The 22,874-nt window shown below is 55.4% G+C and carries 21 protein-coding genes, 1 tRNA gene and 2 pseudogenes; 16 read left to right on the top strand and 8 right to left on the bottom strand.

Features of this window, described 5'->3' with window-relative positions; all coding sequences use genetic code 11:
• Positions 1–20 precede the first annotated feature (20 nt).
• Positions 21–1,279 (bottom strand): annotated as a pseudogene (locus tag QRN38_RS11510) (FAD-dependent monooxygenase).
• A 169-nt stretch (positions 1,280–1,448) separates the two neighbouring features.
• Between QRN38_RS11510 and QRN38_RS11505 the strand changes: the two are divergent.
• Positions 1,449–1,525, top strand: a tRNA-Arg gene (locus QRN38_RS11505).
• 33 nt (positions 1,526–1,558) lie between these two features.
• On the opposite strand, the gene QRN38_RS11500 is transcribed toward QRN38_RS11505, so the two are convergent.
• Positions 1,559–1,921, bottom strand: a complete 363-nt coding sequence (locus tag QRN38_RS11500) for a hypothetical protein (protein WP_154072977.1) — start codon at positions 1,919–1,921, stop codon at positions 1,559–1,561.
• 334 nt (positions 1,922–2,255) lie between these two features.
• Between QRN38_RS11500 and QRN38_RS11495 the strand changes: the two genes are divergently transcribed.
• The 9 genes from QRN38_RS11495 to QRN38_RS11455 all read left to right on the top strand — a co-directional run bounded on the left by QRN38_RS11495 (position 2,256) and on the right by QRN38_RS11455 (position 10,686).
• On the top strand, positions 2,256–2,972 hold the full coding sequence (locus tag QRN38_RS11495; protein WP_007247164.1) for a hypothetical protein: 717 nt from the start codon (positions 2,256–2,258) through the stop codon (positions 2,970–2,972).
• Between the two features lie 77 nt (positions 2,973–3,049).
• Positions 3,050–3,493: a hypothetical protein gene (locus QRN38_RS11490; RefSeq protein ID WP_005763400.1), complete on the top strand. Its 444-nt coding sequence runs from the start codon at positions 3,050–3,052 to the stop codon at positions 3,491–3,493.
• Positions 3,494–4,166: 673 nt separating this feature from the next.
• Positions 4,167–6,083 carry a hypothetical protein gene (locus QRN38_RS11485; RefSeq protein ID WP_010207484.1) on the top strand — a complete coding sequence of 639 codons (1,917 nt, stop codon included), beginning with the start codon at positions 4,167–4,169 and terminating at the stop codon, positions 6,081–6,083.
• A 614-nt stretch (positions 6,084–6,697) separates the two neighbouring features.
• On the top strand, positions 6,698–7,033 hold the full coding sequence (locus tag QRN38_RS11480) for a hypothetical protein (protein ID WP_005737305.1): 336 nt from the start codon (positions 6,698–6,700) through the stop codon (positions 7,031–7,033).
• 157 nt (positions 7,034–7,190) lie between these two features.
• Positions 7,191–7,955 (top strand): hypothetical protein, encoded by a 765-nt coding sequence (locus QRN38_RS11475; RefSeq protein WP_007247161.1) that lies wholly within the window; start codon positions 7,191–7,193, stop codon positions 7,953–7,955.
• A 183-nt stretch (positions 7,956–8,138) separates the two neighbouring features.
• On the top strand, positions 8,139–8,504 hold the full coding sequence (locus QRN38_RS11470; protein WP_007247160.1) for a histone-like nucleoid-structuring protein, MvaT/MvaU family: 366 nt from the start codon (positions 8,139–8,141) through the stop codon (positions 8,502–8,504).
• Between the two features lie 320 nt (positions 8,505–8,824).
• Complete coding sequence (locus tag QRN38_RS11465) at positions 8,825–9,652, top strand: M24 family metallopeptidase (protein WP_007247159.1); 828 nt, start codon at positions 8,825–8,827, stop codon at positions 9,650–9,652.
• Positions 9,653–9,872: 220 nt separating this feature from the next.
• Positions 9,873–10,229: a DUF4190 domain-containing protein gene (locus QRN38_RS11460; protein WP_007247158.1), complete on the top strand. Its 357-nt coding sequence runs from the start codon at positions 9,873–9,875 to the stop codon at positions 10,227–10,229.
• A 16-nt stretch (positions 10,230–10,245) separates the two neighbouring features.
• Positions 10,246–10,686: a DUF805 domain-containing protein gene (locus tag QRN38_RS11455; RefSeq protein ID WP_005760632.1), complete on the top strand. Its 441-nt coding sequence runs from the start codon at positions 10,246–10,248 to the stop codon at positions 10,684–10,686.
• 100 nt (positions 10,687–10,786) lie between these two features.
• Here the strand turns inward: QRN38_RS11455 and QRN38_RS11450 are convergent, their stop codons facing one another.
• The 4 genes from QRN38_RS11450 to QRN38_RS11435 all read right to left on the bottom strand — a co-directional run bounded on the left by QRN38_RS11450 (position 10,787) and on the right by QRN38_RS11435 (position 14,500).
• Positions 10,787–10,972 carry a hypothetical protein gene (locus tag QRN38_RS11450; protein WP_032641371.1) on the bottom strand — a complete coding sequence of 62 codons (186 nt, stop codon included), beginning with the start codon at positions 10,970–10,972 and terminating at the stop codon, positions 10,787–10,789.
• Between the two features lie 383 nt (positions 10,973–11,355).
• Complete coding sequence (locus QRN38_RS11445; RefSeq protein WP_007247157.1) at positions 11,356–12,231, bottom strand: hypothetical protein; 876 nt, start codon at positions 12,229–12,231, stop codon at positions 11,356–11,358.
• 206 nt (positions 12,232–12,437) lie between these two features.
• The gene (locus tag QRN38_RS11440) at positions 12,438–13,028 is read right to left on the bottom strand and encodes an anthranilate synthase component II (protein WP_054069122.1); all 591 of its coding nucleotides are present in this window, start codon (positions 13,026–13,028) and stop codon (positions 12,438–12,440) included.
• Entirely contained in the window at positions 13,025–14,500 is a 1,476-nt protein-coding gene (locus QRN38_RS11435) for an anthranilate synthase component I family protein (protein WP_010202849.1), read from the bottom strand. The genes QRN38_RS11440 and QRN38_RS11435 overlap by 4 nt, the downstream gene beginning before the upstream one ends.
• A 709-nt stretch (positions 14,501–15,209) precedes the next feature.
• Here QRN38_RS11435 and QRN38_RS11430 point away from each other — a divergent pair.
• Both QRN38_RS11430 and QRN38_RS11425 read left to right on the top strand, forming a co-directional pair.
• Positions 15,210–15,884 carry an HAD family hydrolase gene (locus QRN38_RS11430; RefSeq protein WP_007247099.1) on the top strand — a complete coding sequence of 225 codons (675 nt, stop codon included), beginning with the start codon at positions 15,210–15,212 and terminating at the stop codon, positions 15,882–15,884.
• A 235-nt stretch (positions 15,885–16,119) separates the two neighbouring features.
• On the top strand, positions 16,120–17,253 hold the full coding sequence (locus QRN38_RS11425) for an ImmA/IrrE family metallo-endopeptidase (protein ID WP_007247100.1): 1,134 nt from the start codon (positions 16,120–16,122) through the stop codon (positions 17,251–17,253).
• A gap of 36 nt (positions 17,254–17,289) precedes the next feature.
• Here the strand turns inward: QRN38_RS11425 and QRN38_RS11420 are convergent, their stop codons facing one another.
• Both QRN38_RS11420 and QRN38_RS11415 read right to left on the bottom strand, forming a co-directional pair.
• Positions 17,290–17,544 (bottom strand): hypothetical protein, encoded by a 255-nt coding sequence (locus QRN38_RS11420; protein WP_005771123.1) that lies wholly within the window; start codon positions 17,542–17,544, stop codon positions 17,290–17,292.
• A gap of 83 nt (positions 17,545–17,627) precedes the next feature.
• Complete coding sequence (locus QRN38_RS11415; RefSeq protein WP_005613713.1) at positions 17,628–18,098, bottom strand: Lrp/AsnC family transcriptional regulator; 471 nt, start codon at positions 18,096–18,098, stop codon at positions 17,628–17,630.
• A gap of 395 nt (positions 18,099–18,493) precedes the next feature.
• Between QRN38_RS11415 and QRN38_RS11410 the strand changes: the two are divergent.
• The 4 genes and pseudogenes from QRN38_RS11410 (at position 18,494) to QRN38_RS11395 (ending at position 22,803) form a co-directional block, all read left to right on the top strand.
• A pseudogene (locus QRN38_RS11410) lies at positions 18,494–19,643 on the top strand (cysteine desulfurase family protein).
• Between the two features lie 1,179 nt (positions 19,644–20,822).
• Positions 20,823–21,644 (top strand): energy transducer TonB, encoded by an 822-nt coding sequence (locus QRN38_RS11405; protein ID WP_122223202.1) that lies wholly within the window; start codon positions 20,823–20,825, stop codon positions 21,642–21,644.
• Between the two features lie 71 nt (positions 21,645–21,715).
• Positions 21,716–22,402, top strand: a complete 687-nt coding sequence (locus QRN38_RS11400; RefSeq protein WP_010220340.1) for a MotA/TolQ/ExbB proton channel family protein — start codon at positions 21,716–21,718, stop codon at positions 22,400–22,402.
• Positions 22,402–22,803: an ExbD/TolR family protein gene (locus tag QRN38_RS11395; protein WP_005739842.1), complete on the top strand. Its 402-nt coding sequence runs from the start codon at positions 22,402–22,404 to the stop codon at positions 22,801–22,803. Before QRN38_RS11400 ends, QRN38_RS11395 begins: the two co-directional genes overlap by 1 nt.
• The last annotated feature ends 71 nt before the right edge of the window (positions 22,804–22,874 follow it).

Genomic DNA, 22,874 nt, shown 5'->3' with positions numbered 1-22,874 from the left:
GTTCTAAACGCACTGTAGCGCTATCGATAATCCGGCAGCGTGAACGACTGAACCGCAGGCGTCAGCGCCCTGGCAGCACGCTTGCTGATAAAGGGGGTTGCCACCCACCGCTGCACGGCGCGAAGGATCCTGACACCCGTGCGACTGCGAGGATGCACCAGACGCGGAACAAGCTTGGGTACACTCTGCGACTTTTTCACCACCGGGCGCAGCACATACTCATAAGCCGCGGCAATTGAATCGGTTTTGGTCAGCTCGCCAGCCAGCACATACGCGCCAATCAGCGCCAGCGAAGCGCCAACCCCGCCCAGCGGCGTGACACACCAGGCCGCATCGCCCAGCAACACCACAGGCCCGTTGGACCAGCGATCAATCTTCACTTGGCGCAGATCATCGAACCAGAAGTCCTCCGCTGCCTCCATCCCGGCCAGCAGACGAGGCACCTCCCAGCCCGCGCCGTCGAAAGACGCCCGAAGAAACGCCTTCTGCTCGGCAATACTGTTGCCAACCCCGAGGTGGCTGCGGCCGTGCACATTAAAGAACGCACGCGTCGTACCGCGATTGTCCGGACGAACACCTGCACTGCGACCGCCTAATGCGTTATACCAACGCGCGGTCTGGCTATCGGTCGGCGCACGAGGCACGGTAAAGAATGCGCACGCCATGTCCATCCTGCGCGGCTGATTCTCACCGGGGAACACCAGCTCACGCGTACGCGAGCCGACCCCTTCCGCGATGATCAACAGATCAAAACGCTCCTCTTCACCGTTCTCAAACACGACCGACACACCCGCCTCATCATGCTCGACCGAGACGATACGATCACCAAAGCGATAGAAGGCATCGGCAGACGAAGCCTCATACAGCAGACGGGCCAGATCACCACGCAACACCTCAAGCTCAGCCGTAGGACCATCGCCGTCCAGCCCGGACAGATCAATTTGCGCCGCCGTGCGGTTATCCTCATCGACCCACGCCAGCCCCGTCTCGCCGGTATTAAGGTCCTTCACCGCCTGCTCAAGCCCCATCAAACGCAGCACCTCCCGAGCAGCGCCGCGCACATCCACATTCTGCCCACCATCGCGAAAAGCAGGCGCCTGCTCGACGACCGTGACATCGCAATTGCGCTGCGTCAGCCACCATGCCGCAGCGCAGCCTGCGATGCTGGCCCCGGTGATAAGAACGCGGCACGGGCTGCGCTCGATGCTTTTGAACTGATTGATAAGAGGACCTCGGGGAGAACGATCTGGCTGGGGGTATTGGGGGCATCATGCACCACGTGGTGGTTGTGTCGGAAGCGGGTGGCTGTCCCTTTGTGGGCGTCAGTGGATGTGGGGTGATGAAAGGCTTACTGGCGTCCGTCTGCCGGGGGGCGCTGGATGATTTGCGTTGCGGGCCGCCTGTAACTGGACGCCCCGTACCCATGTGAGTATCATGGCGCCCGCGCTGCACCAGTAGCTCAGCTGGATAGAGTACTGCCCTCCGAAGGCAGGGGTCGTGGGTTCGAATCCCGCCTGGTGCACCACCTTCTTTTCCCTTGTGTTCATGAGGGATGGCGCTACTGCCAGAAATATCCCCTAGTCTTGAAAGTCGGTTTTGCCATGAGTCTGCTCTGCCCCACAGTGGCGGTAGTGGTTGGAATGGCGACAGTCGGGAATCGTTGCCCGGTGTTCGTAACGTACAGTGGGAAGCGCAGATTCGCCGTAAGGGCTATCCAGCCCAGAGAAAAACCTTCGAAACCAAATCCGATGCCCAAGCCTGGGCACCCATGATCGAAAGCGAAATCGACCGGGGCATCTTTGTCTCTCGCGTCGAGGCTGAACGCACTGCCTTTCATCAACTCATTGATCGCTACATCTCCGATATCGCTCCGAAGCACAAAGGCGCGTATTCGGAATATCAAGCGTTTGGAAGCGATCAAACGTCATTCTCTCGCTACGCGCATTGTTGTGACTCTTGCCTCTTAACAATCTCAAGGAGCACACCGAGTACATGGGAGCACACCGGAGTACAGGGATAACAATGAGTACCGCGAAAAACTGCACAACTCAACAAATTATAGGTTTGTAGCTGGTATTCGTGCGTGATATAACGCATCTCGAATTGTCAAGTATCGTTATTAAGATCATTACGGCTGTCCTAATTTATCTTTTTTCAACCTGAATTTGCGTGATATCGCGCGCCGTTAGGGCTTGTGACACCTAGCTGTCCATTACAGAATATCAGCCATCAAATCACCAAAGGCGACAACGAAAATGGCTATTTCCAGCTCGAAAGAATCCCCCTCCAGCCTACCTAAACGTAAGCCTGATGCGCCGGACAGCAAAAAGGAGAAGCGCACCACACCTAGCGCTACGAAAGTAAAACCCAAGAGCACCGCAACCCAGCAGGGTGAGGATAGGGGATTGTCCGACAAGCAGAATATCGCGAAGAAGAAGGGGATGGCCGAGCGAGCAGCAGAACAGCTCAAAGAGTACTTTCCCGAGGTCCCGGCCAAAACACTTTGGATTCGCCAGAAAAACAAAGGGTTCACCACCATCCCACGCACCATGCCCAATGCCATGGAGCTTATAGACGCTCTTTCTGCGAAAGGGCAGCCGGCAGGGCATACCTATTTTTCCCTCTGGTGCAGAGCTCCTGACGGGCCTTTGGTTGTCATCCAAAACACACTCACATTCGCTGCGGAGGCTGGATTTAGCGGCGAGAGAGCAGTGGATACCTGGCGACGACGTATGAGAAAGCTCCGCGAACTGGGCTTCATCAAAACCAAGCCCGGCGTATCTGGGGAGTTTCACTACGTATTACTCATGAACCCCAATGTCGTGATGAAACTCATGGAGATGCGCGGCAATCCAGCCTTTAAGCAAGAGCTGTACTTCAAATTTCGAGATCGAATCACCGACATTGGAGCCCAAGCGGACCTTAGGGTGGCAGAAGAAATTTTTGAGGCAGGGGCAGGGCAAACCAAATGAAGAATAGCAACAAGAATCAATGCTGACCTCAAATTCACCAAGACACTACGTGGTAGATCGGCAGGAGAATCCGGAACATGCCGTTATTCGAAAATGCTGAGTACCTGATACGGGCAAATCTAGAGCAGCTTGCTGCCAGCAACCGCGTAAGACCGGTAGAAATCGGCGCTTTTACTGCCGAGCAGTTCGAAGCAATTAATAGGCAGAAAGAGAGTGAAGGGTTACCACTGCTGGAAGAGCCCGGCATCGTGTTCATCGGAAGCCACGCTTACAGAAGCCGGGTGGTAAGGGATGGCTATAACATAGATGACATGGTTTTACAGATCGCAGCGGCCTTGGCGGCGACGTCCATCTCAAAAATCTCACCCAATATGACCGCACTCCAGAGCACTGTGCGACGTAATGACGGATACGGGAATGAGGTGCTGGATGAAGCAATTTTTGAGCTTACGGCCAGAAAGCCAAAAGCAGAGCTCTATTCTATCGTTCCGAAGGGAGATAGAAACAAGCCGAAAAAATAAAGGCCGCTTTCGCGGCCTAAATGGTGAGATAGCTCTCGCCCGGATAACTTGAAACTCAGCCGACGCACCAGAACAATCTCAGAGCTAAGGCTACGCCCCAAGACCGCCTAGGTCAAGCGGCTACCCATCCCTCAGACCTATCGCCCCTATCGCAGCCGGCGACACACATTGCTGCTAACCACTACGGCGATGCAGGAAATCAAAATTGACGGCGCAGTCAATTTTACCGGTGAGGTGCGACGCTTAGCCCAGGATCTATGGCCTCAGCACAAGCAGCCGTTACAGCCTACTGTTTTCGACATCAGTGGTCGACATGAAGGCTTTCACTGATGGAGATGGAGATAGCCTTGGATTAGGTTATGCGTTAAAAAAATAACACGTACTTACAGGGCAGCCGCCCAAAGAGGCGCAGATGGCTTGACGCCTTTAGCTGTCGTAGCGACCAATCCGGTTCAGCAATTTGACTCTAACCGTCGGCCGGGGCCTTTCTCTGAGATAATCGAACCATCGTGAAACGCTGAATCACGCAGCTTCGGGGCCAGCACTGCACTTACGTCTAACCAGCCTTCAAGTAGCGCATTGGTGTGGCTTTGTGCTATCTATGTGCCAGTTGAGCTCGGTAGCTATTAATACACCTACACCGAGGGATCGACTCCGGGGGACAAGGAAGCTCATGACAACATCCAAAGGGGCTAACGCCACCTACCTTCGCCCATTTGCAAGTTTTCTACTCTACGAGTGGGACACGCCACCGACGGCCCCGACGGTCGCAGCGGCATTGGCCGGGCTGCAAGCGCCGCTGATGTCTACCCTGCCGATCAGCATGCACGTCGTTGACGGCATAAGTGTGAAAAAACTCGCGGGTGTCGCCGCATCCGCTTTCTACGTGGTGCACCACTCGCGCCCCGCATGGACGAATGATCCAAGTGTGGTGGACGTGGTGCACCATGCGGTCATCCTACTTAGCTACAAGCGATACCTGGGCGTTGTTGTGTCTGACCCTGGTCTGCGGCTGATAGTAGAGCGTGAGCTCGCCAACCATTCCACGGTCAAGAAGCTGGACTCGGACGAGCTGGAGAATGCTTTGGTCAGGGAAACGCCGCTACGGACTTTATGGCTCCGCTCCGCCCATCGCCCGAACCGACGCAAGGCCGATAGCAAGGTGCTGACTGGGCAATATCTACAGGAGGCGCTAAACCCGCTGGATGACCGCACTTTCACGTCGCCGTCCATGCGTGCGGAGGCGCAGCTGAACCCTGTCGGAAAGGCCTCAGTGGTGGGGGTCACGACTCAGCGCTCATACGTATGGCTGGGGCCTTGTCAAAGCTTCGCCGAGTTGCAGAACGTGTTCAAATCATTGGCAGATTATTTGACGCAACGCCGAAGCACTCAGCGCAAGGCCATCCCGGTGCTGGCAAAGGCACTCGCCAAGTCACCCAAGGTTGGCGACGTTGTACAAGCGTTTGACTTCTCTTTCTTGGCATCCTACGCAATTGCGGGTCTAGATCAGCCAACCCTCGCTGCGCTAGAGGACACGGAGGCGGACTTGGGCATCGACACCGTTGGCAGTGCTGGCCAGGACTTCTTGCTCGCGATAACCGACGCCAAGCATCCCAATAGCCAATGCCCTCAAGGGCTATGGCAGGTCATTGTGGAGGTGAAGCTCGGCGCAGCCAGGACGACTGTGTCGGCCTCATTGAGCGGCACCTCGGCGGGCTGGCCCTCTTGGGGAATGTTTAAGACTCTGTTTGATCAGAAGCATTTATGGAGCGTTTGGTACGAGTCTGGCCAAACGTTTTCCGATGGTGACTGGATATGGGTCGATCCCCGTAACTCAGCTTACGAGGGGGAAATCCTCTCAGCGGTCTTTGATGATAAGCGGTGGGAGGTTAGCCAGGAGAAACCGCTTCAGGGTAGAAGTGTGCAGTGGGACGACATTGGCAATAGCACTGATCGCAGCCTGTTTTCATGGTGGGTACATGAGGGTTACGCTTTCTGTTTTCCTTCGGTCAAGAGCCCGTTTAGTCCGGGTGAATTCGCGCTCGCACTATGTGACGACGGCGCAGGTGAAATTGGCGATTTCATTATGCTGGTCAAGCATGCGGGGTTCGCCACGAAGACTAATCCGTCTTCGCTAGCGGTCATCGTTGTGCATCTAAAAGGTGCCGCGAACAGTAAAAAGCGGGCGATGGCGCCAAAGCAGTATGAAGAGGTGCTAGGGCAGGCCACGAAGAACCTGAGCTGGATGTACTTGCCAGATCTTGCGAAGGGCCTGAAACAAGACTTGATGAGCGGCAAAAATTTATTGTGGTCTTGGAATGGTCAGGCTTTTGACAGAGTTCTGCAGCATAAACAGAAGCTCGCCAAGAGCGCGCCGCAGCTCAAGCTGCTAGATGCGTTCAATGGTCGGCGGGCTCATAGCTTTGTGATTGTGGTACAGCCTCACCAAGATGCAGATGATTTCATCACCGCGATGGCGCAGTCGCCCGTTGATTACAAGACGCGACTGTTGACGACGTTGTTGTGTGCGGCGCACGGAGCGTGTAGTGGGTCGTCGGCAACGTTGAAAGTGGTGATGTCGAAAACGTAGAACAGCTAGCAGCCACGGTTGCACCTTACCCAAGGGACATCCACCCTTGGCCCAGGAAGTTGGCTTGATGGGTTGCGCCTGCACAGCGTCGAGCTGGTGTAAAAATCGGTGAATCCTAATATCAGTTGCTTCTGGAAACGGCCACTCACTGGATTGGCAATCGGTACCCGAATTTACGGTTGCTCCGAATGACGACAAATACTGCATGAATAGGCAGATTGAGGTGCGAAAGGTTCAGGCTGAACATCAGCGCACAGTCACCTGGTATCGTACTCGTCCTTGATGCTAGGTAGTTTCACCCCTCAGCATCATCTAGATAGCGGAGCAAGTGCAGCACTTATTTGGATGCCAGACTCGGCATCAGCCTTCACAACTAGAACTGACTTGTAGAAGCTCACGAATGCCCTTTGTTTAGCTTCACTTCGGATCAAGCAGGGCCTGCCGGCAACCAACACCTCGCTACAACCGGAAACAGCCACTCTCGGATTTTAGCGAACACCTTGCTGCGAGAGCACCTCCACACAACTCTAAAAAAATACCTAAACCACAACCCCAGCGAGTAAAGTACCGCCGCCCGAGACGTGGATCCGGGCGTTTCCCCATGGAGTTTTATCTTGAAGTCATTTAGCAAAGTTGTAGCCGCAGCAGTATGTGGTCTGGTTCTGGCGGGCTGCACCGGCACCCCTATGAAAACTCAGCAATACGACAGCAACCAGTACACCGTCGTTGGCCACAGTGAAGCAAGCGCCACCGGCCTGATGCTGTTCGGTCTGATCCCGATTCGTCAGAACGACCGTTTTGTTCGCGCGCAGAACAGCGCTATCCAGGCCAAGGGTGGCGATGCGTTGATCAATACCCAAGTGCAGGAGAAGTGGTTCTGGGCCTGGGTCCTGAACGGCTATACCACCACCGTTTCTGGTGACGTGATCAAGCTGAAAACCGCTAAGTAAGCGCCGCTCGGTTTCAGAAAGCCCGGTTCGCCGGGCTTTTCTGTTTCTGGCCATTGGTGGATGCGCAGTGGGGCGGTGGTGTAAGAGCAGACGCGTATCGTTGCCAACCACTAAAAGGTTTAGCATCCTGCCCACCTCCAGATGTGAAGTTTTCTGCATGACGGCCTTCTACCTCAAGTTACTCATCACCCCCGCGCTCATGCTGGCCATTTCGTTGGCGGCCAGGCGCTGGGGCACTGGCGTGGCGGGGCTTCTTTCTGGCCTGCCGATGACTTCGGCGCTGGTCATGCTGTTTCTCAGCCTTGAGCAGGGCGCCGTATTCGCGTCGATGGCGGTGCCCGGGGCGTTGGCGGGGCTGGCGGCGATTCAGGCGACTTATCTGTTTTACTTTCTGATTACTCGACGCGTTTCAGCGGTGGCGGGATGCGTGCTGGCCTTGGCGTTGTATGGCGCAACGGCCTTTTTGATGAACCTGTCGGGATCGCTGACGCTGTCGATCCTGTTCACGCTGCTGATGGTTACGCTCATCGTCCTTGCCACCTCGAAACAGACGCCGCCGGACGCAGCGCCCTACGTCGCGCTGCCGCGCTGGGTTATTCCGATGCGAATGTTGACGGCCACTCTTCTGCTGCTGGCGATTACCGCAAGCGCTACCTGGCTCGGGCCTGTGGTCAGTGGGCTGCTGGCGCCGATCCCGGTGATTGCCTGGCCGCTTGCCGTGTTCGTCCACGTTCAAGGCGGGCGTTATGAGTTGGCGGCGATAATCCGGGGCAATGCCATTGGCGCTGTCGGGGTGCTGAGCTTTTACCTGACCCTCAGGTATTCCTTGCTGCAATGGGGCGCGCTTCTGTCTATCACCACTGCCGTTTTGTTGGCTGTCGTGGTGACGGCTGTGTTGGCGCGGTTGTTGGCAAAGCGATAGTGCTCATAGTTGCCTCCAAGGCGACTTCGACTAAAGCCAGCCAGATACAAACACTGACGACAAAGCGACTAGAACGGCAATGGTGCACACCGGAATCCAACCGCGTCTTCGAAAAATAAGCTGAACTTGTATCAGGTGCCGTCTCTCTCAATAACTACGCGCACCTATTATGAGGAAAACATAATGTCAAAACTCGCAGAATTCCGTCAGCTGGAAAAACACCTCGCCGAGCAGCTCCAGGCACTGGAGGCCATGAAAGGTAATGAGGGCCTGAAGAAGGAAATCGAGTTCGAAACCAAGCTGCGCAAGCTGCTTGAACACTACGGCTTCAGCCTGAAGCACATCGTCAACCTGCTGGAGCCACAGGGTTCGGCCAGTCGCCAGACTTCTGAAAAACCTGCTGGCACACGCAAACCACGCGAGCTCAAGGTGTACAAAAATCCGAAGACTGGCGAAGTGATCGAAACCAAGGGTGGGAATCACAGAGGTTTGAAGGAGTGGAAGGCAGAGCATGGCAGTGATGTTGTTGAGGGGTGGTTGAAGAAGTAAGGTTGCCTCACTGGAAAAGGGCCCTGAGGGGCCTTTTTTGGTTTACGCGCTTCACTGAAATTAACGGTCTTGGTTGTAACTCGCAGTCTCGTGGCAACACGCACAAGATTTGTGTTTCTCTGCCCCCTTCAGTCACAGCCTGCTTTCGGCCAGATGCGCTCTCTCGCCATCCAGGGATGTGTTGTTTTCGTACCATCCCTGGAAGCAGTGTTTTCAACGCGAACGAATCCTTATAATGGCGCCGTAAAATTATCTATCAAGGCCTGCCAGCCAAGGAATTAAGTTTGAGAAGCGTAGGGATATTGTTGTTGCTCTATTGCATGAATGGTTTCGCCATAGAGTCGTCGCTCGAGCATTATGCCGACGCTAATCGCGCCCGTGCCGCAGGCATCACTCAACTGGAAAGCTCAACAATTCTTGCCGAGGAGGCGCGGCTCGCGCCGTTGGCCAGTGACCTTTTACTCAGCGTCAAGCCAATGATCCGTGAGGGCGGCAGCGGTGCTGCGATTCAAAGCTACGTGTTGACGCAATTCGAACGCTACGGCTGGCTGCCTATGCTGGTGGGCTATAAAGGCTATACAGCGGCGGTGCCGGTGTCGGTGAATAACCAAGTGGGTAACGTGCAGCCTACTGATACGCCATTCCCGGACGCAGCCTTGGTCAAAGTAGAGTTGGTTGCCGCATCGACCCAAGCCCATGTCGCCCAGGTTTGGACATTTGCCACACCTAACGCCACACCACAGCAGCGTCAGTTGCTGGCAACGGCCCGCAGCGCGTTGCGCAGTGGCATTGATCAGGTTTGTGCTGGCGAGCGGTTATTCAATGTGGGCCAGGCCATCCAAAAGGTGCTTGATGCCAATCAGGCGGTCGCGATTCATGAATTGTCGGGTTACGCCATGGGACAGGCGCGAATTCAGAAACCTCAGGTGCTGGGTTACAAGGGCAACATAAACGATGACACCCTCATGCTACCCGGGCAGGTACTGAACGTTTATGTGATCGCTAAGGCGGGCGCGTTCGGGGTGCGATTCCAGCCGCCTGATTTTTGGACCATCCTCACTCAGGACGGTGCGGACAGCGTCATGCTCTCGGCAATGGTGGAGGTTACCGCTGACGGGCACCGACTGCTGAGTAGATTGGTAGACTAATTACTGTTAACCAAGTAGTGGAGGATAGGCACGGAATACGCCAACGAGTCTGTCGAAAGTTATGCCTTCAGGGATTTTGGCACCTCAAAAACGTCGTGCAGTCGCCATATTCATAAATTAAATTAACTAATTCTTGGCAATGCCACCATTTTGCCCCAAAATTTCCCGGCGTCTAAACGCTTGCTGGTAGCCTGAAAGCTACTCGATATAAGGAAATACAATGGCGATGGTCTTCTGTCGTGGCTGCGCGAAGGAAATACATGAAACGGCGCTCAACTGCCCGCAATGTGGCGCTAGCCAGTTCCCCGCAACCCCTGTGAAACAGCTACAAGAGAATGGCTCTCCGTGGATGGCTATCACCTCACTGGTGCTGGGCATTCTCTGCTCGCTGGCATTGTTTGACGATGGCGAATGGGATCTGGAAACCATCGTCGGGCTCGGCATGTGCTCGGTGGCCGGACTGGCTCTGGGTATCGTCAGCATCAATAAAAAGATGCCTGGATACGGAATAGCGATCGCTGGCACTGTCTTGTCAGCCGTATCGCTACTGGTATTTTTTGGATTAATCGTTAACTGATTTAGGGAAGAATGAAATGGTATTTTGTCGTGGTTGTGCAAAGGAAATCAGTGACGACGCTGGCACGTGCCCGCACTGCGGGGCACCGCAGCTGATTATTTCGTCAGCAAGTGCCAACAAAGAGGCTCCCGCATCAGGGAACTGGTATTTCGAAGTTCTGAAGAAATATGCAGTGTTCACCGGTCGCGCTCGCAGAAAAGAATACTGGATGTTCTTTCTGTTCAACGTCTTGATCTCGATAGTCATCGGCGTTATCGGTGGGCTCGTGGGCGATGGCGGTATACTCGCCAACCTGTACTCCCTGGCCGTATTGGTCCCGGGTATTGCAGTGGGTGTCCGCAGGCTGCACGACACAGATCGTAGCGGCTGGTGGTTGCTGGTGCCGATTGCCAACCTGGTGTTCCTGATTCAGGAAGGTCATGCAGGCCCTAATCGCTTCGGCCCAAGCCCTAAATAAATGCTGCTTGAAGATGTGGTCGTGTGACCACATCTTCACAGGCATGTACAGGTTTGAAGCACATTTATTTTTACCGCATATCGCGTGTTTCGTAAAAAACTCAACCTGCCCCGCCGCCGCCGCACGCAACCAGTTCAATAAGTCCCATTTGATACCATTTGTTCTGGCAACTCCATCCATGTTCAAATGTAAACGCACTTGCAGTGCCGCTGAATGCAACGCCCAATGCGAGCGCCAGAGCCACTCCAATATTTCGCGAACGCACTTTCTTCATGTTGTCTTTCATAAATGCTCCATCGTTTTAGCAGGTAATGCGAGCCTGTAAAGGCTGCATGAACGTCCCAATACCTTACCGACTTTAACGCTTGATTATCGGCACCCAAGGTACACTGCCACGGCCCTGAACCTTGACCAGGCAAACAGCGACCCTAAGTCAGCTGCATGATTTTTGATTTAGAGATGCGCGTCTCTATGGCACATTTGAGTACTGAAACCCAATACAATCAATAGCACAAATGGGCTAATAGCCTCATGCCACAAGGTCAGGCAGCACGTGCGCGCTATCACGATTTCTACGGATACGATGCTGATATCAATCCGTACCCGCGGAAAACATGAAAACTAAAGCTGCATCAGGAAGATGCCTGATCATTATCAGCCGATGACATTTCAGGGCGCAGATAGGTACGATCGTACTTTTGCCCATAACGCTTGAAGCGACATAAACAATACAGAGCTCACCTTCAGCAATACACGCACTGCCTTGGGAACCGGAGTGACAGGCTCACTCGCATTGTGGACAGCAAGCAGATATCGGTAAACACGACGGTTACTTACAGGCAGCAACCCCATCTGCTCAAGTAATGAAGGGCCTACCTCGCTAATCATGCCGGTGACCATTATCCAGAGCCAGACGATTTCAACACTCAGGAACGTTCCGACTACGATGTTGAAACCTATCGTTCGCCAGTCTTGTACGGCTGCAAAGATAGCGTCGATGTTGCTGCCCAAGGTGATCACCGTTGTGAAAATGGCTGCGATGGCAAATAGCATTCCGATAAATCGGGCAGGATCGGGCAGACGGAAGAAGGCAGCGATGCGTGGGCCCATCGTGTCATTGCTGGCCAATCGTTTGAGTTCCTCGCGCTCCTCCCAGAGGTGCCTCATCACCCTTGCCTTATCGACGAGTTCATCGGGGCCGCAATGGTAGCGTGTGCAAAACCAACGTTGCCGCAGTTGTGAGCGCTCCAAGGGGCTAGTGGCCGGTCCTGCGCCCATCTGCTCTGCCCGAACCAACTCGTATACCTCAGCCAGTCTCACCGCGCAGATCATGAATACCAGCAATACTGGAAGCAAATGGGGCATGTAGTCAGTCAGCATGGCTCCAGGTAAAAATATCAATGCGCCCGAGAGTGCCAACATAAATGCAGTTATCAAAACCAGGCATATACGAGCATCACGTCGACGCCAGGCCTCTTTGAAAGGCACCCGATCAAAAAGCTGGAAGTGCTCTTCTACATCCATACGCAGTTGGTTAATGCTCATAGTTTGCTTCCATTGTCAGGCAAACGTACGAGCTTAAACGGCCTGCTCGACAACGCAACCGGGAAGCGTAGTACAAAAAACCGGGAGAACCGGTGTGCTAACTGGTACGGCTTCCGACACTCGGCGGGTACCCGGACAATCCGTTGACCTGAGCCCGGATACCCAGACTCAGGTGTTGATGCACGAAGCTCGCTTTAGGCGCGGACCTATCCAACGCTCCTTACATACTGCTCTATGAAACTCCTGAAAATCTCCACCCCGTCCTCCGTCATAATGCTTTCCGGATGAAATTGAACACCCTCAATCGGGTACTCAAGGTGACGCACGCCCATGATGTATCCGTCATCCGTTGAAGTGGATGTCACCACCAGCACATCGGGCAGACCTTCATTGCTAATGATCAACGAATGGTAGCGGGTCGCTTTGATGGATCTTTTATCCGTATGAGCATAAACACCTCGGCCATCATTTTTGATCGTGCTGATCTTGCCATGCATGACATGGTCAGCCCGAATGACAGCCCCTCCAAAGGCCAGTCCGATAGCTTGATGCCCCAGGCATACGCCCAGGATGGGCAGGCTTCCCTTGAAATGCTGGATCAGCTCACTATAACCGGCATCCTGCGGGTGACCGGGGCCAGGTCCGAGGACACAGAAATCCGGAGCATACGCTTCGATCTTTTTTATGAGGTCCGGAACGTCATTACGCTCCACATGCGTTTCCAGGCCCAACTGCTCGAGGTACTGGCTGATGATGAATACAAAGCTGTCATAAGCATCTATCAAGAAAACCTTCATTGCAGCATCTCCTTTCCGGTCACAGCGCGGTAAACAGAGCCCATCTTGTGAAACGTCTCTGTCCATTCGTGTTCCGGAACCGAGTCGGCAACGACACCTGCAGACGCCCTCAGGTAATAAGTACCCTCCTTATGAACAGCTGATCGAATGCACAGAGCCGTGTTGACGCTGCCGTCGAATCCGATCAGTCCTACCGCTCCTGCGTAAATACCACGGCGGTTTATTTCCATACCTTCGATAATCTGCATCGCACGGATCTTCGGCGCGCCCGTCATGGTGCCCGCAGGAAAAGACGCTTTGATAACGTCAAATGCGTCCAATCCAGCCCTTAGTAAACCGCGCACGTTTGACACCATGTGATAGAGGTGTGAGTACTCCTCGACCAACATCAGCTCGTCAACATCCAGTGATCCCGACTGACAGACACGACCGATATCGTTCCTGCACAGGTCCACCAGCATCAGATGCTCAGCGCGTTCTTTTTCAGAGCGCGTCATGCTCAGGATCAACTCGCTGGAAGGTATGCCAGATGTTTTACCCACGGTGCCCGCGATAGGTCTCATCTCGATCAGCTCATTCTTGATCCGGACAAACAGTTCGGGACTCGCACCGATCAGGTCGACACCGCCAAGATTAGCCAGGTACATATAGGGTGACGGGTTGTTCTGGCGCAAAGTCCGGTACACATCAAAAGGTTTGACCGACGTATCAACCTGCACTTCGTGGCCCAGTTGGATCTGGTAGATATCGCCTTTAAGAATGTGCTCCAGCGCCTTGTCTACCCAGCCAAGGAACTGCTCTTTGTCCACGGTATCCCGAGCGACGGTAACGGAAGGGTAGACAATCTGCTCGTCGAAAATCGGCATGCGTGCGGCGTCGGCCATCAAGGCAACATAGTCATCGGTGCCACGGGTTTCCCACAGCGGGCAGTTGTTGACCATGACCTCCACCGTTCGGTTTGCATGGAAATAAACCAGCGTCTGGAATACGGTCAGGGCAATGATCGGATAGTCATTCGTCCGCTCCGTCAGATCCGGAATTTCCTCGACGAACCGGACGCAGTCATAAGAGAGGTAGCCAAAAAAAGCGAGGCTGGGGTCAGACTGGCGCGGAATATCAAAGGCGGCCTGCAATGCCCGCAGCAAATCCCATACAGCATCGTTGGAATCAATGCAGACACGCCGACTGCCGTCCAGGAAGATACCTCGCTCCAGCAGAGAATGTCTCAAATGGCCTATCAGCCGTTCGCCCCCTTCAAGCTCTGCGTAGGCTTCATAAACATTTACTGAGAATAACGGGTCAAATCCAATTACAGTGGCTTTACGATCACGGCTGGGGCCGGATAGAGACTCAAGAATAAATACGCTTTCAGGACCTGAAGAGCCTAAAGCTAATTGATATACGTCCAGCGGATCACATTTCATATTCTCAGTGTGTAACTGCACACTGACAGAGGCCATTATTCTGGTCATGCTATTTCTTCCTTTGTTATTAATAAGCAGCGCACAGATGAGCAGCCGACAAAAACACAGGCGAATTAACCTGCAACGCGGCACATCAGCGGGTTGTTATTTAAAGTGCCCTTGATCAGACAGGCGCGCGAACTCACACAACTTCTTGCCTCGGTGAGAAGGCAAAAAACTGCCGCCATTCGTGCAGATCGATTTCTATGCTATAAGGCACAGAGGACCGAACAACCGCGCATGGCTGTTTAAGAAGTCACTGTTTAGGGGTGTTTGACTGAAACAGACAGAAATACACCGGCAGTTGCTGAATTAGCGACGCCAGGTATTGCTTTTGAAAACAGAGAGATAGACGGCATTGGACGCGAATAAGCATCCGGAGGAGGTTTTCAGCACTGACAGTCGATAATACATTTAAGACTTCCTGTGTCTTGAAAGGTATTGCAGGAGCGATTCCTGAATACCGCTTGGATACTACTCACGGGTTCAAACACCGTCAATAAACAATTGTTCATGCTCGGCAGAGCTCGTCATCCTGGTATGAAAATCCGCATTGGCAAGATTGCTCCCCTTCAAAAGATCGAACGCCCCGTGCTCAAGCGACTCGAAAAACCATGACCTCACAAATCCCTACCTCTCCCTGCCTCTGGCTTGATGCCTGAACATTCATTCAGCTCCCGCCAGACGGCCAACCCACACTCAAAAAGAGCTCCCCATTATGAGACCCCAAACCTCCTTCATCTTCGACCTCGACGGCACGCTGACCGACAGCGTCTACCAAAACGTCGCTGCCTGGAAAGAAGCACTGGACGCAGAGAACATCCCGCTCGCGATGTGGCGTATCCATCGCAAGATCGGCATGAGCGGCGGGCTGATGTTGAAGTCGTTGTCGCGTGAAACCGGCATGAGCATTACCAATGAGCAAGCCGAGCGGCTCAGCGAAAAGCATGCGCAGGCGTACGAGCGGTTGCAGCATCAGATCATTGCGCTGCCGGGTGCGGTCGAGTTGCTTGAGACGCTCGACAAGGAGAACCTCAAGTGGTGCATCGCCACGAGCGGCGGGATTGATACGGCGACGATCAATCTGAAGGCGCTGAAGCTGGACATCAATAAGATCAACATTGTTACGCGCGATGACGTGAGTTACGGCAAGCCGGACCCGGACCTGTTCCTGGCGGCGGCGAAGAAGATCGGCGCTCCGATTGATGAATGCCTGGTGATCGGCGATGCGATCTGGGACATGCTGGCGGCGCGTCGCTGCAAGGCGACCGGCGTCGGCCTGCTTTCGGGTGGCTATGACATCGGCGAGCTTGAGCGGGCGGGTGCCTTGAGGGTGTACGAGGACCCGCTGGATCTGCTGAATCATCTGGACGAGATTGCTTCACGTCCTTGAATGCTTGGCTGGAATAGTGAATGAGGTAACTATTTACCTACACGCTACGGATTATCAGGTTCATCATTGCGCTCATAACCCAACGCTGCTGTCGTTGACCGTGACGGTGCCAGCCCATAATGTACGAGCATGTGCCGCGCTCTGCGGTGCGTGATATCGCCAAGGAGAAGGCAATGCCTGACAGCCCGCGCATGGATCAGCTCGAGACAGCCTTCTCTGACGTTCCGAATTCGCCATGAGCCAAGCCGCATTTGTTAATCCAAGCATCCTCACGTGGTCCCGAGAACGTGCGGGGCTTTCTGCTGCACAGGTCGCTAGAAAGCTGCCCGTAAAGCCTGAGCGGGTCGAGGAATGGGAATCGGGCGAGGCAAGGCCAACCTTTCTGCAAGCCCAAAAATGGGCAAGCGTCGCGCACGTTCCTTTCGGCTTCCTGTTCCTGCTTCAGCCTCCTGTTGAGCAGCTTCCGCTGCCAGACCTGCGCACGGTCGGTAACTCGGCACCATTGCGGCCGAGTCTGGAGCTTTTGGACACAGTAAAAGACGCGATCCGCAAACAGGACTGGTATCTGGAATACCTCCATGTGCAGGAGCGTCAGCCTCTTCCATTCGTGGGTCGCTTTGACAGCCGGACGCCGGTGAAGACGGTTGTGAGCGATATTCGGCAAACCCTGGGCGTCGATCCGGAAAAATCCCGCCTCGATTACGATAAATACAGCCGCGCGCTGATTGATGCTGCCGAAGTGGCTGGCGTGCTTGTCATGCGCAGTGGCATTGCGCTGGGCAACACACACCGGAAACTGGAAGTCAGTGAATTTCGAGGCTTCGCCATCAGTAACCCGCTGGCACCGGTGGTGTTCATCAACAGCTCTGATGCTCCAACAGCTCGGCTATTCACGTTGATGCATGAACTCGCTCATATCTGGATTGGCAGCAGCGGCGTCTCTGATGCAGGTACTGCTAACGGTCGAGAGGAAGAGCGATTCTGTAATGCTGTGGCAGGTGAGTTTCTTGTGCCGGAAGCGCTTTTTCGTACCGTATGGAGCGCCAGTATTGAGTGGGAAAGTAATCTGGCCACGCTCGCCACGCGGTTCCATGTCAGCAAACTTGTCATTGGTCGACGCGCGATGGACCTGGGCTACGTAACGCAAGAACAGTACGGCGCGTATTACCAGAAGATCCTGAAAGCATTCCGGGACGAAAAAGGCGGGGCTGGGGATTACTACCGCAATGCAACGGCCAAAAACAGTACGCGTTTGAGTAAGGCTGTATTGACCGAAACCCTGAGTGGCCGGATGCTGCTGCGTGAAGCAGGCAATCTGCTCGGCGTACAGCCTGCCAAGTTAAGAACGCTGGCCGCTGAACACCTTTGAGCTGCTACACCACCTGAACGCCATATTCGTGCTGCCTCACCCCGGCGAAACACCGCCGCCCTCATCCGCCACGATATCCGGATCATCCGAATACACTTCCGGCTCGTCGTCTTCGTAGGCCTCATCTTCTTCTGTACGCGCCTTCACTTCGTCGCCCTTTTTCGCGCCGGCGCCGGGTTTGTTGGCGTTCATGGCGAGGACGGGGTCGGCTTCGCGGTCGTATTGGCCGAGCCTGGCGCTGGCGGGATCTTCTTTGGGTACGGTGTTGGTCAGTATGGGATCGGTCGTCATGTCAGCCACCTTTTTCATTTGCCAAAGAAAGTGGACGTGGCGCGGGGCTGAGGGTTCGATTCAATTGATGAGCGTGGCGGTGCTTATCCGCCGAACGATGCGTATTGCAGCGGCAGGCCGGTGGTGAATTTGATCTGCTCCATGGCAAAGCTGGAGCTGACGTCGCTGATGCCGGGGATGCTGATCAGCTGTTTGTAGACGGCGTCATACCCTGCGATATCGGCTACGACGATGCGCAGCATGTAGTCGGTGTCTCCTGCCATGCGGTAGCACTCGACGACCTCGGGCAGTTCGCCGACGGCGGCGTGAAACTTTTCGAGCCAGGCGGCGTTGTGCTGGTTGGTGCGGATGGCGGCGAAGACGCTGACCGAGACGTTCAACTGCTGCGGATTGAGCAGTGCGACGCGGCGGTCGATGATGCCCGACTCTTCCAGCTTCTGGATTCTGCGCCAGCACGCGGTGCTGCCCAGGCCGATGCGCTCGGCAATGTCGGCGACGGAGCGGGTGCAATCGGTTTGCAGGATGTCGAGGATTGCCCGGTCGAATTTGTCCATGGGGGGTTCCTGAGTGAAATGGGGGCAGCGATCTGCGTTGTTCGCTAAGACCGTAGTTCAAACGATACATTTTCAGAGAATGTACCGGCCCTTTCGCGAACAAGTTCGCTCCCACGCCCTTCGGGCAGAAGCTCACTCTGCGGGATCTTTAGAAACGATGCATGCGATGAGCGCTCTGCGTGGGAATGCCTGTCTGGTTATGAAATTACGCATCAAGCGACATCCTAGATTTTTTAATCGCATTAATCCAATCAGAAGCGAATAATTTTTCGCATTCGTCGTCAGTATCCGTGCAAATATCAAAAAATTTTCGCCTCTGGATCAGTAACCTTTCAAGTCATTAGCCTTGCGAGGCTAACCCCTGATTCTGACCCGATCACGAAGTGAATTTGCCCATGACCACACCTGCTCTTTATCTGGATTACGCCGCTACCACGCCTGTTGATGAACAGGTCATCGAAGCCATGGTGGCCTGTATGGGCCGCGAAGGTCATTTCGGTAACCCGGCGTCCAGCGGGCACGGGTATGGGCAGGTTGCGCGGCAGGCGGTCGAGCTGGCACGGCGTCAGGTGGCCGATGCGGTGGGTGCGCCTGCGGATACTATCGTCTGGACGTCCGGCGCCACGGAGTCCAACAACCTGGCGATCAAGGGCATCGCTCATGACAGCAGCGCGCAGCGCCGGCACATCATTACCAGTGTTCTGGAACACAAGGCGGTGCTTGATACCGTCAGCACGCTGGAGCGTCAGGGCTTTCCGGTTACCTGGTTGAAACCGGACGCCCAAGGCCTGATCCAGCCGCAGGCGGTTCAGGCTGCGCTGCGCGAAGACACGCTGCTGGTGTCGCTGATGCTGGTGAACAACGAACTGGGCACGCTGACTGATATCGCCCGTATTGGCGCTATCGTACGCGAACACGGCGCGCTGTTTCATGTGGACGCGGCGCAGGCGGTGGGCAAGGTGAAGGTTGATCTGGCGAGCCTGGCTGTGGACCTGATGTCCTTTTCCGCGCACAAGGCGTATGGCCCCAAAGGGATCGGCGCGCTGTATGTAGGCCCGCGTGCTCATTCGCTGCTGCAGGCGCAAATCCACGGCGGCGGGCACGAAGGCGGTTTTCGGTCGGGCACGCTGGCGACGCATCAGATCGTCGGCATGGGCACCGCCTTTGCGTTGGCGATCAGCCAGGCAGAAGCTGAAAATCGTCGCATCGATGAGCTGTCATTTGCGTGAAGGCCTGCTGGCCCTGCCGGACGTGCAACTCAATGGCAGCCCTGAGCAGCGCATCCCGCACACGCTCAACCTGTGTATCACCCGCAGCGGCTTCACAAGCTCGCAGTTGTCCCACAGCCTGGCGTTGTCCTCGACGTCTGCGTGCAACTCGGCGAGCAATGCGCCTTCGCATGTACTGCTTGCCCTGGGTATGGACTCCACGAAAGCGCTCGCCAGCGTACGCGTCAGCCTGGGCCGCTACACCACGCAGGCGGATGTCGAGCGTGCTGTTGAAGTGTTCAGCAAAGCCCTCAGCGCTCCCGCTGCATTCTGGTAATTTTCAACGCCTCCCAAGCCGCCCTGCCAACGGGCGGCTTCCTGCCTTTCTTCCACTCCCACTAAAACCTACTGCCTTGCATCCCGCCACTTGCAGCTCGCAACTAAAGAAAATGTACTCCTCCAGATACAAAAAGACACAAATTGGCACAGTTCTTTCAAGTGGAACGGTCGTGCCATAAACCAATGGTGCGCGCTGCAGTCAAGGGGTGCCCACACGCACCAAATGCAGTCCACGGGCGCGAGAGCGTCCACAAACAGTGCAGGCGTCGGATCACAAGTCTTGCGTCTCACCAGGAAAGGAATCTGGCTGTGCCCTACCCGTACCGTGTCACATCACCGTTGCGCTGGCCGCTTACCCCTTGGGTATCACCTGCCCTCGACGCTGCCCGCCCGGTCGCTGCGCCTTTGCCCGGCCCTGCGCGCTGCTTCATGAACGCTTTGCATTTCTGGACCTGAGACATTTCGCGCTCAACGCTGCCTGTTCTGATGATTAATCAGCGCCTTGCGAAACTGTGCGCGCGATATAAGAAAAACGTACCGGCTTATCATTAACTGACACTTAACATACACCCGTTGTCCGACAATTTTTTCTAGCCAGTTCCATTTGGCCACTCTTTTTATGACGGCCTTTATTTCATTAGCGGTTACCTGCATTACCCACCACGAGCATTAGGAGCATCCTTTTTGAGCGACTGACCAACTAACGCACCAACTTGATCCCCGCCACACAGTATTGGTGCATCAAGCAAAGTGACTTGCACGTCACGCTTTTCGAACTCGTCTGCTCAAGCAGAGGGTGTTTAGTCACGCGCTGTTTTTTATGACGTGTCATTCGAGTGAGTGCTTTTCAAGCCCATGAAATCGGGATTCGATAAATAGTTACACGAATGCGACACCCGTTCTGAACCAAGGCTTACCGCCCTTACGTTCTGGCACAGCGGTTGCAATGTAGCCTTTAAGGAACATGGATGTACGTACCCGTACATCACGATAAGAAGACAAGGATCAGCAATGCCAGCGCCCTGATGTAGAACTCGTTTTCCCTGTTTGAGCCTGTGCGCACGCACAGGCTCAGTGGTGTCATGCACCTGATCAATGTGCGGATATCCAGCATTCGAATATTCACGAAATATTCGAACGGACTCTTATTGCCCTTCAACTACCCGAGGGAGCGTTAATGAATGATGCGGTAATAATGAAAGCAGTGCCCGGTCCATCGCCCGATATAACACCTACGGCGTGGCAGGGCATTCCTTTCACGGCCAATACGTCACGCCCGGGCGGCCTTAACAAGCCGCAAGTCATGGTATTGATTGCTGCGTCGGTACTTATTCACGGTGTGATCTGGTGGTACATGCAAACGGCGCAGCCAGCACTGCCCGAAGTTGCACCACAGGTTCCGGAAATGACCATTGAACTGACCAGCCCGACACCGCCGGCGCCGGAACCGCCGCCACCCGAGCCACCACCTCCGCCTCCCCCGCCGCCGCCACCCGAACCGGAACAGCCGGTCGAGGATCCGGACGCCGTGGAGCCGCCGCCCAAGCCGATCGAAAAGCCGAAGGTCGAGAAGCCCAAGCCGGTCAAGAAGGTTGAGCCGGTGAAAAAGCCGACGCCGCCCGCGCCAACGCCTGCTGCCGCACCGAGCCCGCCTGCGCCGCCAACACCTGCGCCCGCGCCTGCTGCCCCGCCTGCACCACCGGCGCCGGCCAAGGAAAGTGCGGCTGTTTCCGGGCTCGCCAGCCTGGGCAATCCGCCACCGGAGTATCCGGGGCTGGCCTTGCGCCGCAGTTGGGAAGGTCGCGTGATTCTGCGCATCAAGGTGCTGCCCAACGGCCGCGCTGGTTCGGTCGAGGTGACCAAATCCAGCGGCAAACCGGCACTCGACGATGCCGCCGTGGAGGCCGTGCGCAACTGGAAGTTTATCCCGGCCAAACGTGGCGATACGCCGATAGAAGGCTTCGCGACGCAGACCATCGACTTCAAGCTGCCGGAATGATCCGGCCCATGACAACCGACAATTCATTTAAAGCTGGTGAGGTTTAAACCATGAACGCATCGCTCTCTTCCATGATCGTCCCCGCCGTACTCTGGGCATTGATTGTGTTTTCCGTGTTGAGTTGGGCCCTGTTGCTGATCAAGTCGGCACAGTACGTCCGCCAGAAGTCGCAGAACAAACAGTTCACCAAAGCGTTCTGGAGCGCGCCGGATTTGCTCACCGCCGCCGAGCACTCTGCGCAATACCCTGGGGCGCTGGCGCGTATTGCCAACAGCGGTTTCGAGGCAATGGCAGTCGATGAGTCGCCACGCACCACGCAACAACTGGCGCACACCATCAACCGCTCGGACCGCCTGGAGCGCAACCTGCGCCAGCAGATTCAAAAAGAGCGTCGTGCGCTGGAAAGCGGCCAGGCCATTCTCGCCAGTATCGGCTCCACCGCGCCCTTCATCGGCCTGTTCGGTACGGTCTGGGGGATCATGGAAGCCCTGCAAAGCATCGGCGTGACCGGCTCGGCCAGCCTTGAAGCGGTCGCCGGCCCCATCGGTCACGCACTTGTTGCGACCGGCGTGGGTATCGCTGTCGCGGTGCCGGCGGTGCTGATCTACAACTTCTTTCTGCGCCGCCTCAAGCTCGCCGTGGCCGACATGGATGACTTCGCCCACGATTTCGACGCCCTCGCCCAGCGCAGCGCCTTCGCCGTGACCCGTCAGCCCATCGCCAGCAAGAATGGCCATGCCGTTCGGGAGGCCAGCTAATGTCTTTCTCCACTCAGGACAACGACGAAGTACTCAGCGAAATGAACGTCACGCCGCTGGTGGACGTGATGCTCGTGCTGCTGGTGGTGTTCATCGTCACCACGCCGCTGATGACCAACGCGATCAAGGTCAACCTGCCCAAGACCGACTCGGTCGCGCCCGCCGAGAAGAAAAATCCGGTGGTGGTCAGCGTCGATCAGGACGGCAAGTTCTACCTCGCCAAATCGGAAATCGCCCCGGAGCTGCTGGAAAAAAGCCTGCAGGACGAGAAAGCCAAGGACCCGGAAATCCGCGTTCAACTACAGGCCGACACCGCCGTGAACTATGGCCAGGTAGCCAAGGCGATGGCGTCCATCGAGCGCTCCGGTATTACCAAGATATCTGTCATGACGGCGAAATGACCCGAACGTGATCTGAGGGCTTCGCCGCGCGACGCCGTCTGACCCGACTCCCGTGAATGCGGTCGTCCGTG

Origin of the sequence: Pseudomonas sp. CFBP2511, assembly GCF_030209255.1 — a bacterium.
GTDB lineage: Bacteria > Pseudomonadota > Gammaproteobacteria > Pseudomonadales > Pseudomonadaceae > Aquipseudomonas > Aquipseudomonas avellanae.
Note: the sequence above shows the minus strand (reverse complement) of the source record. Positions and strands in the feature narration are given on the sequence as shown.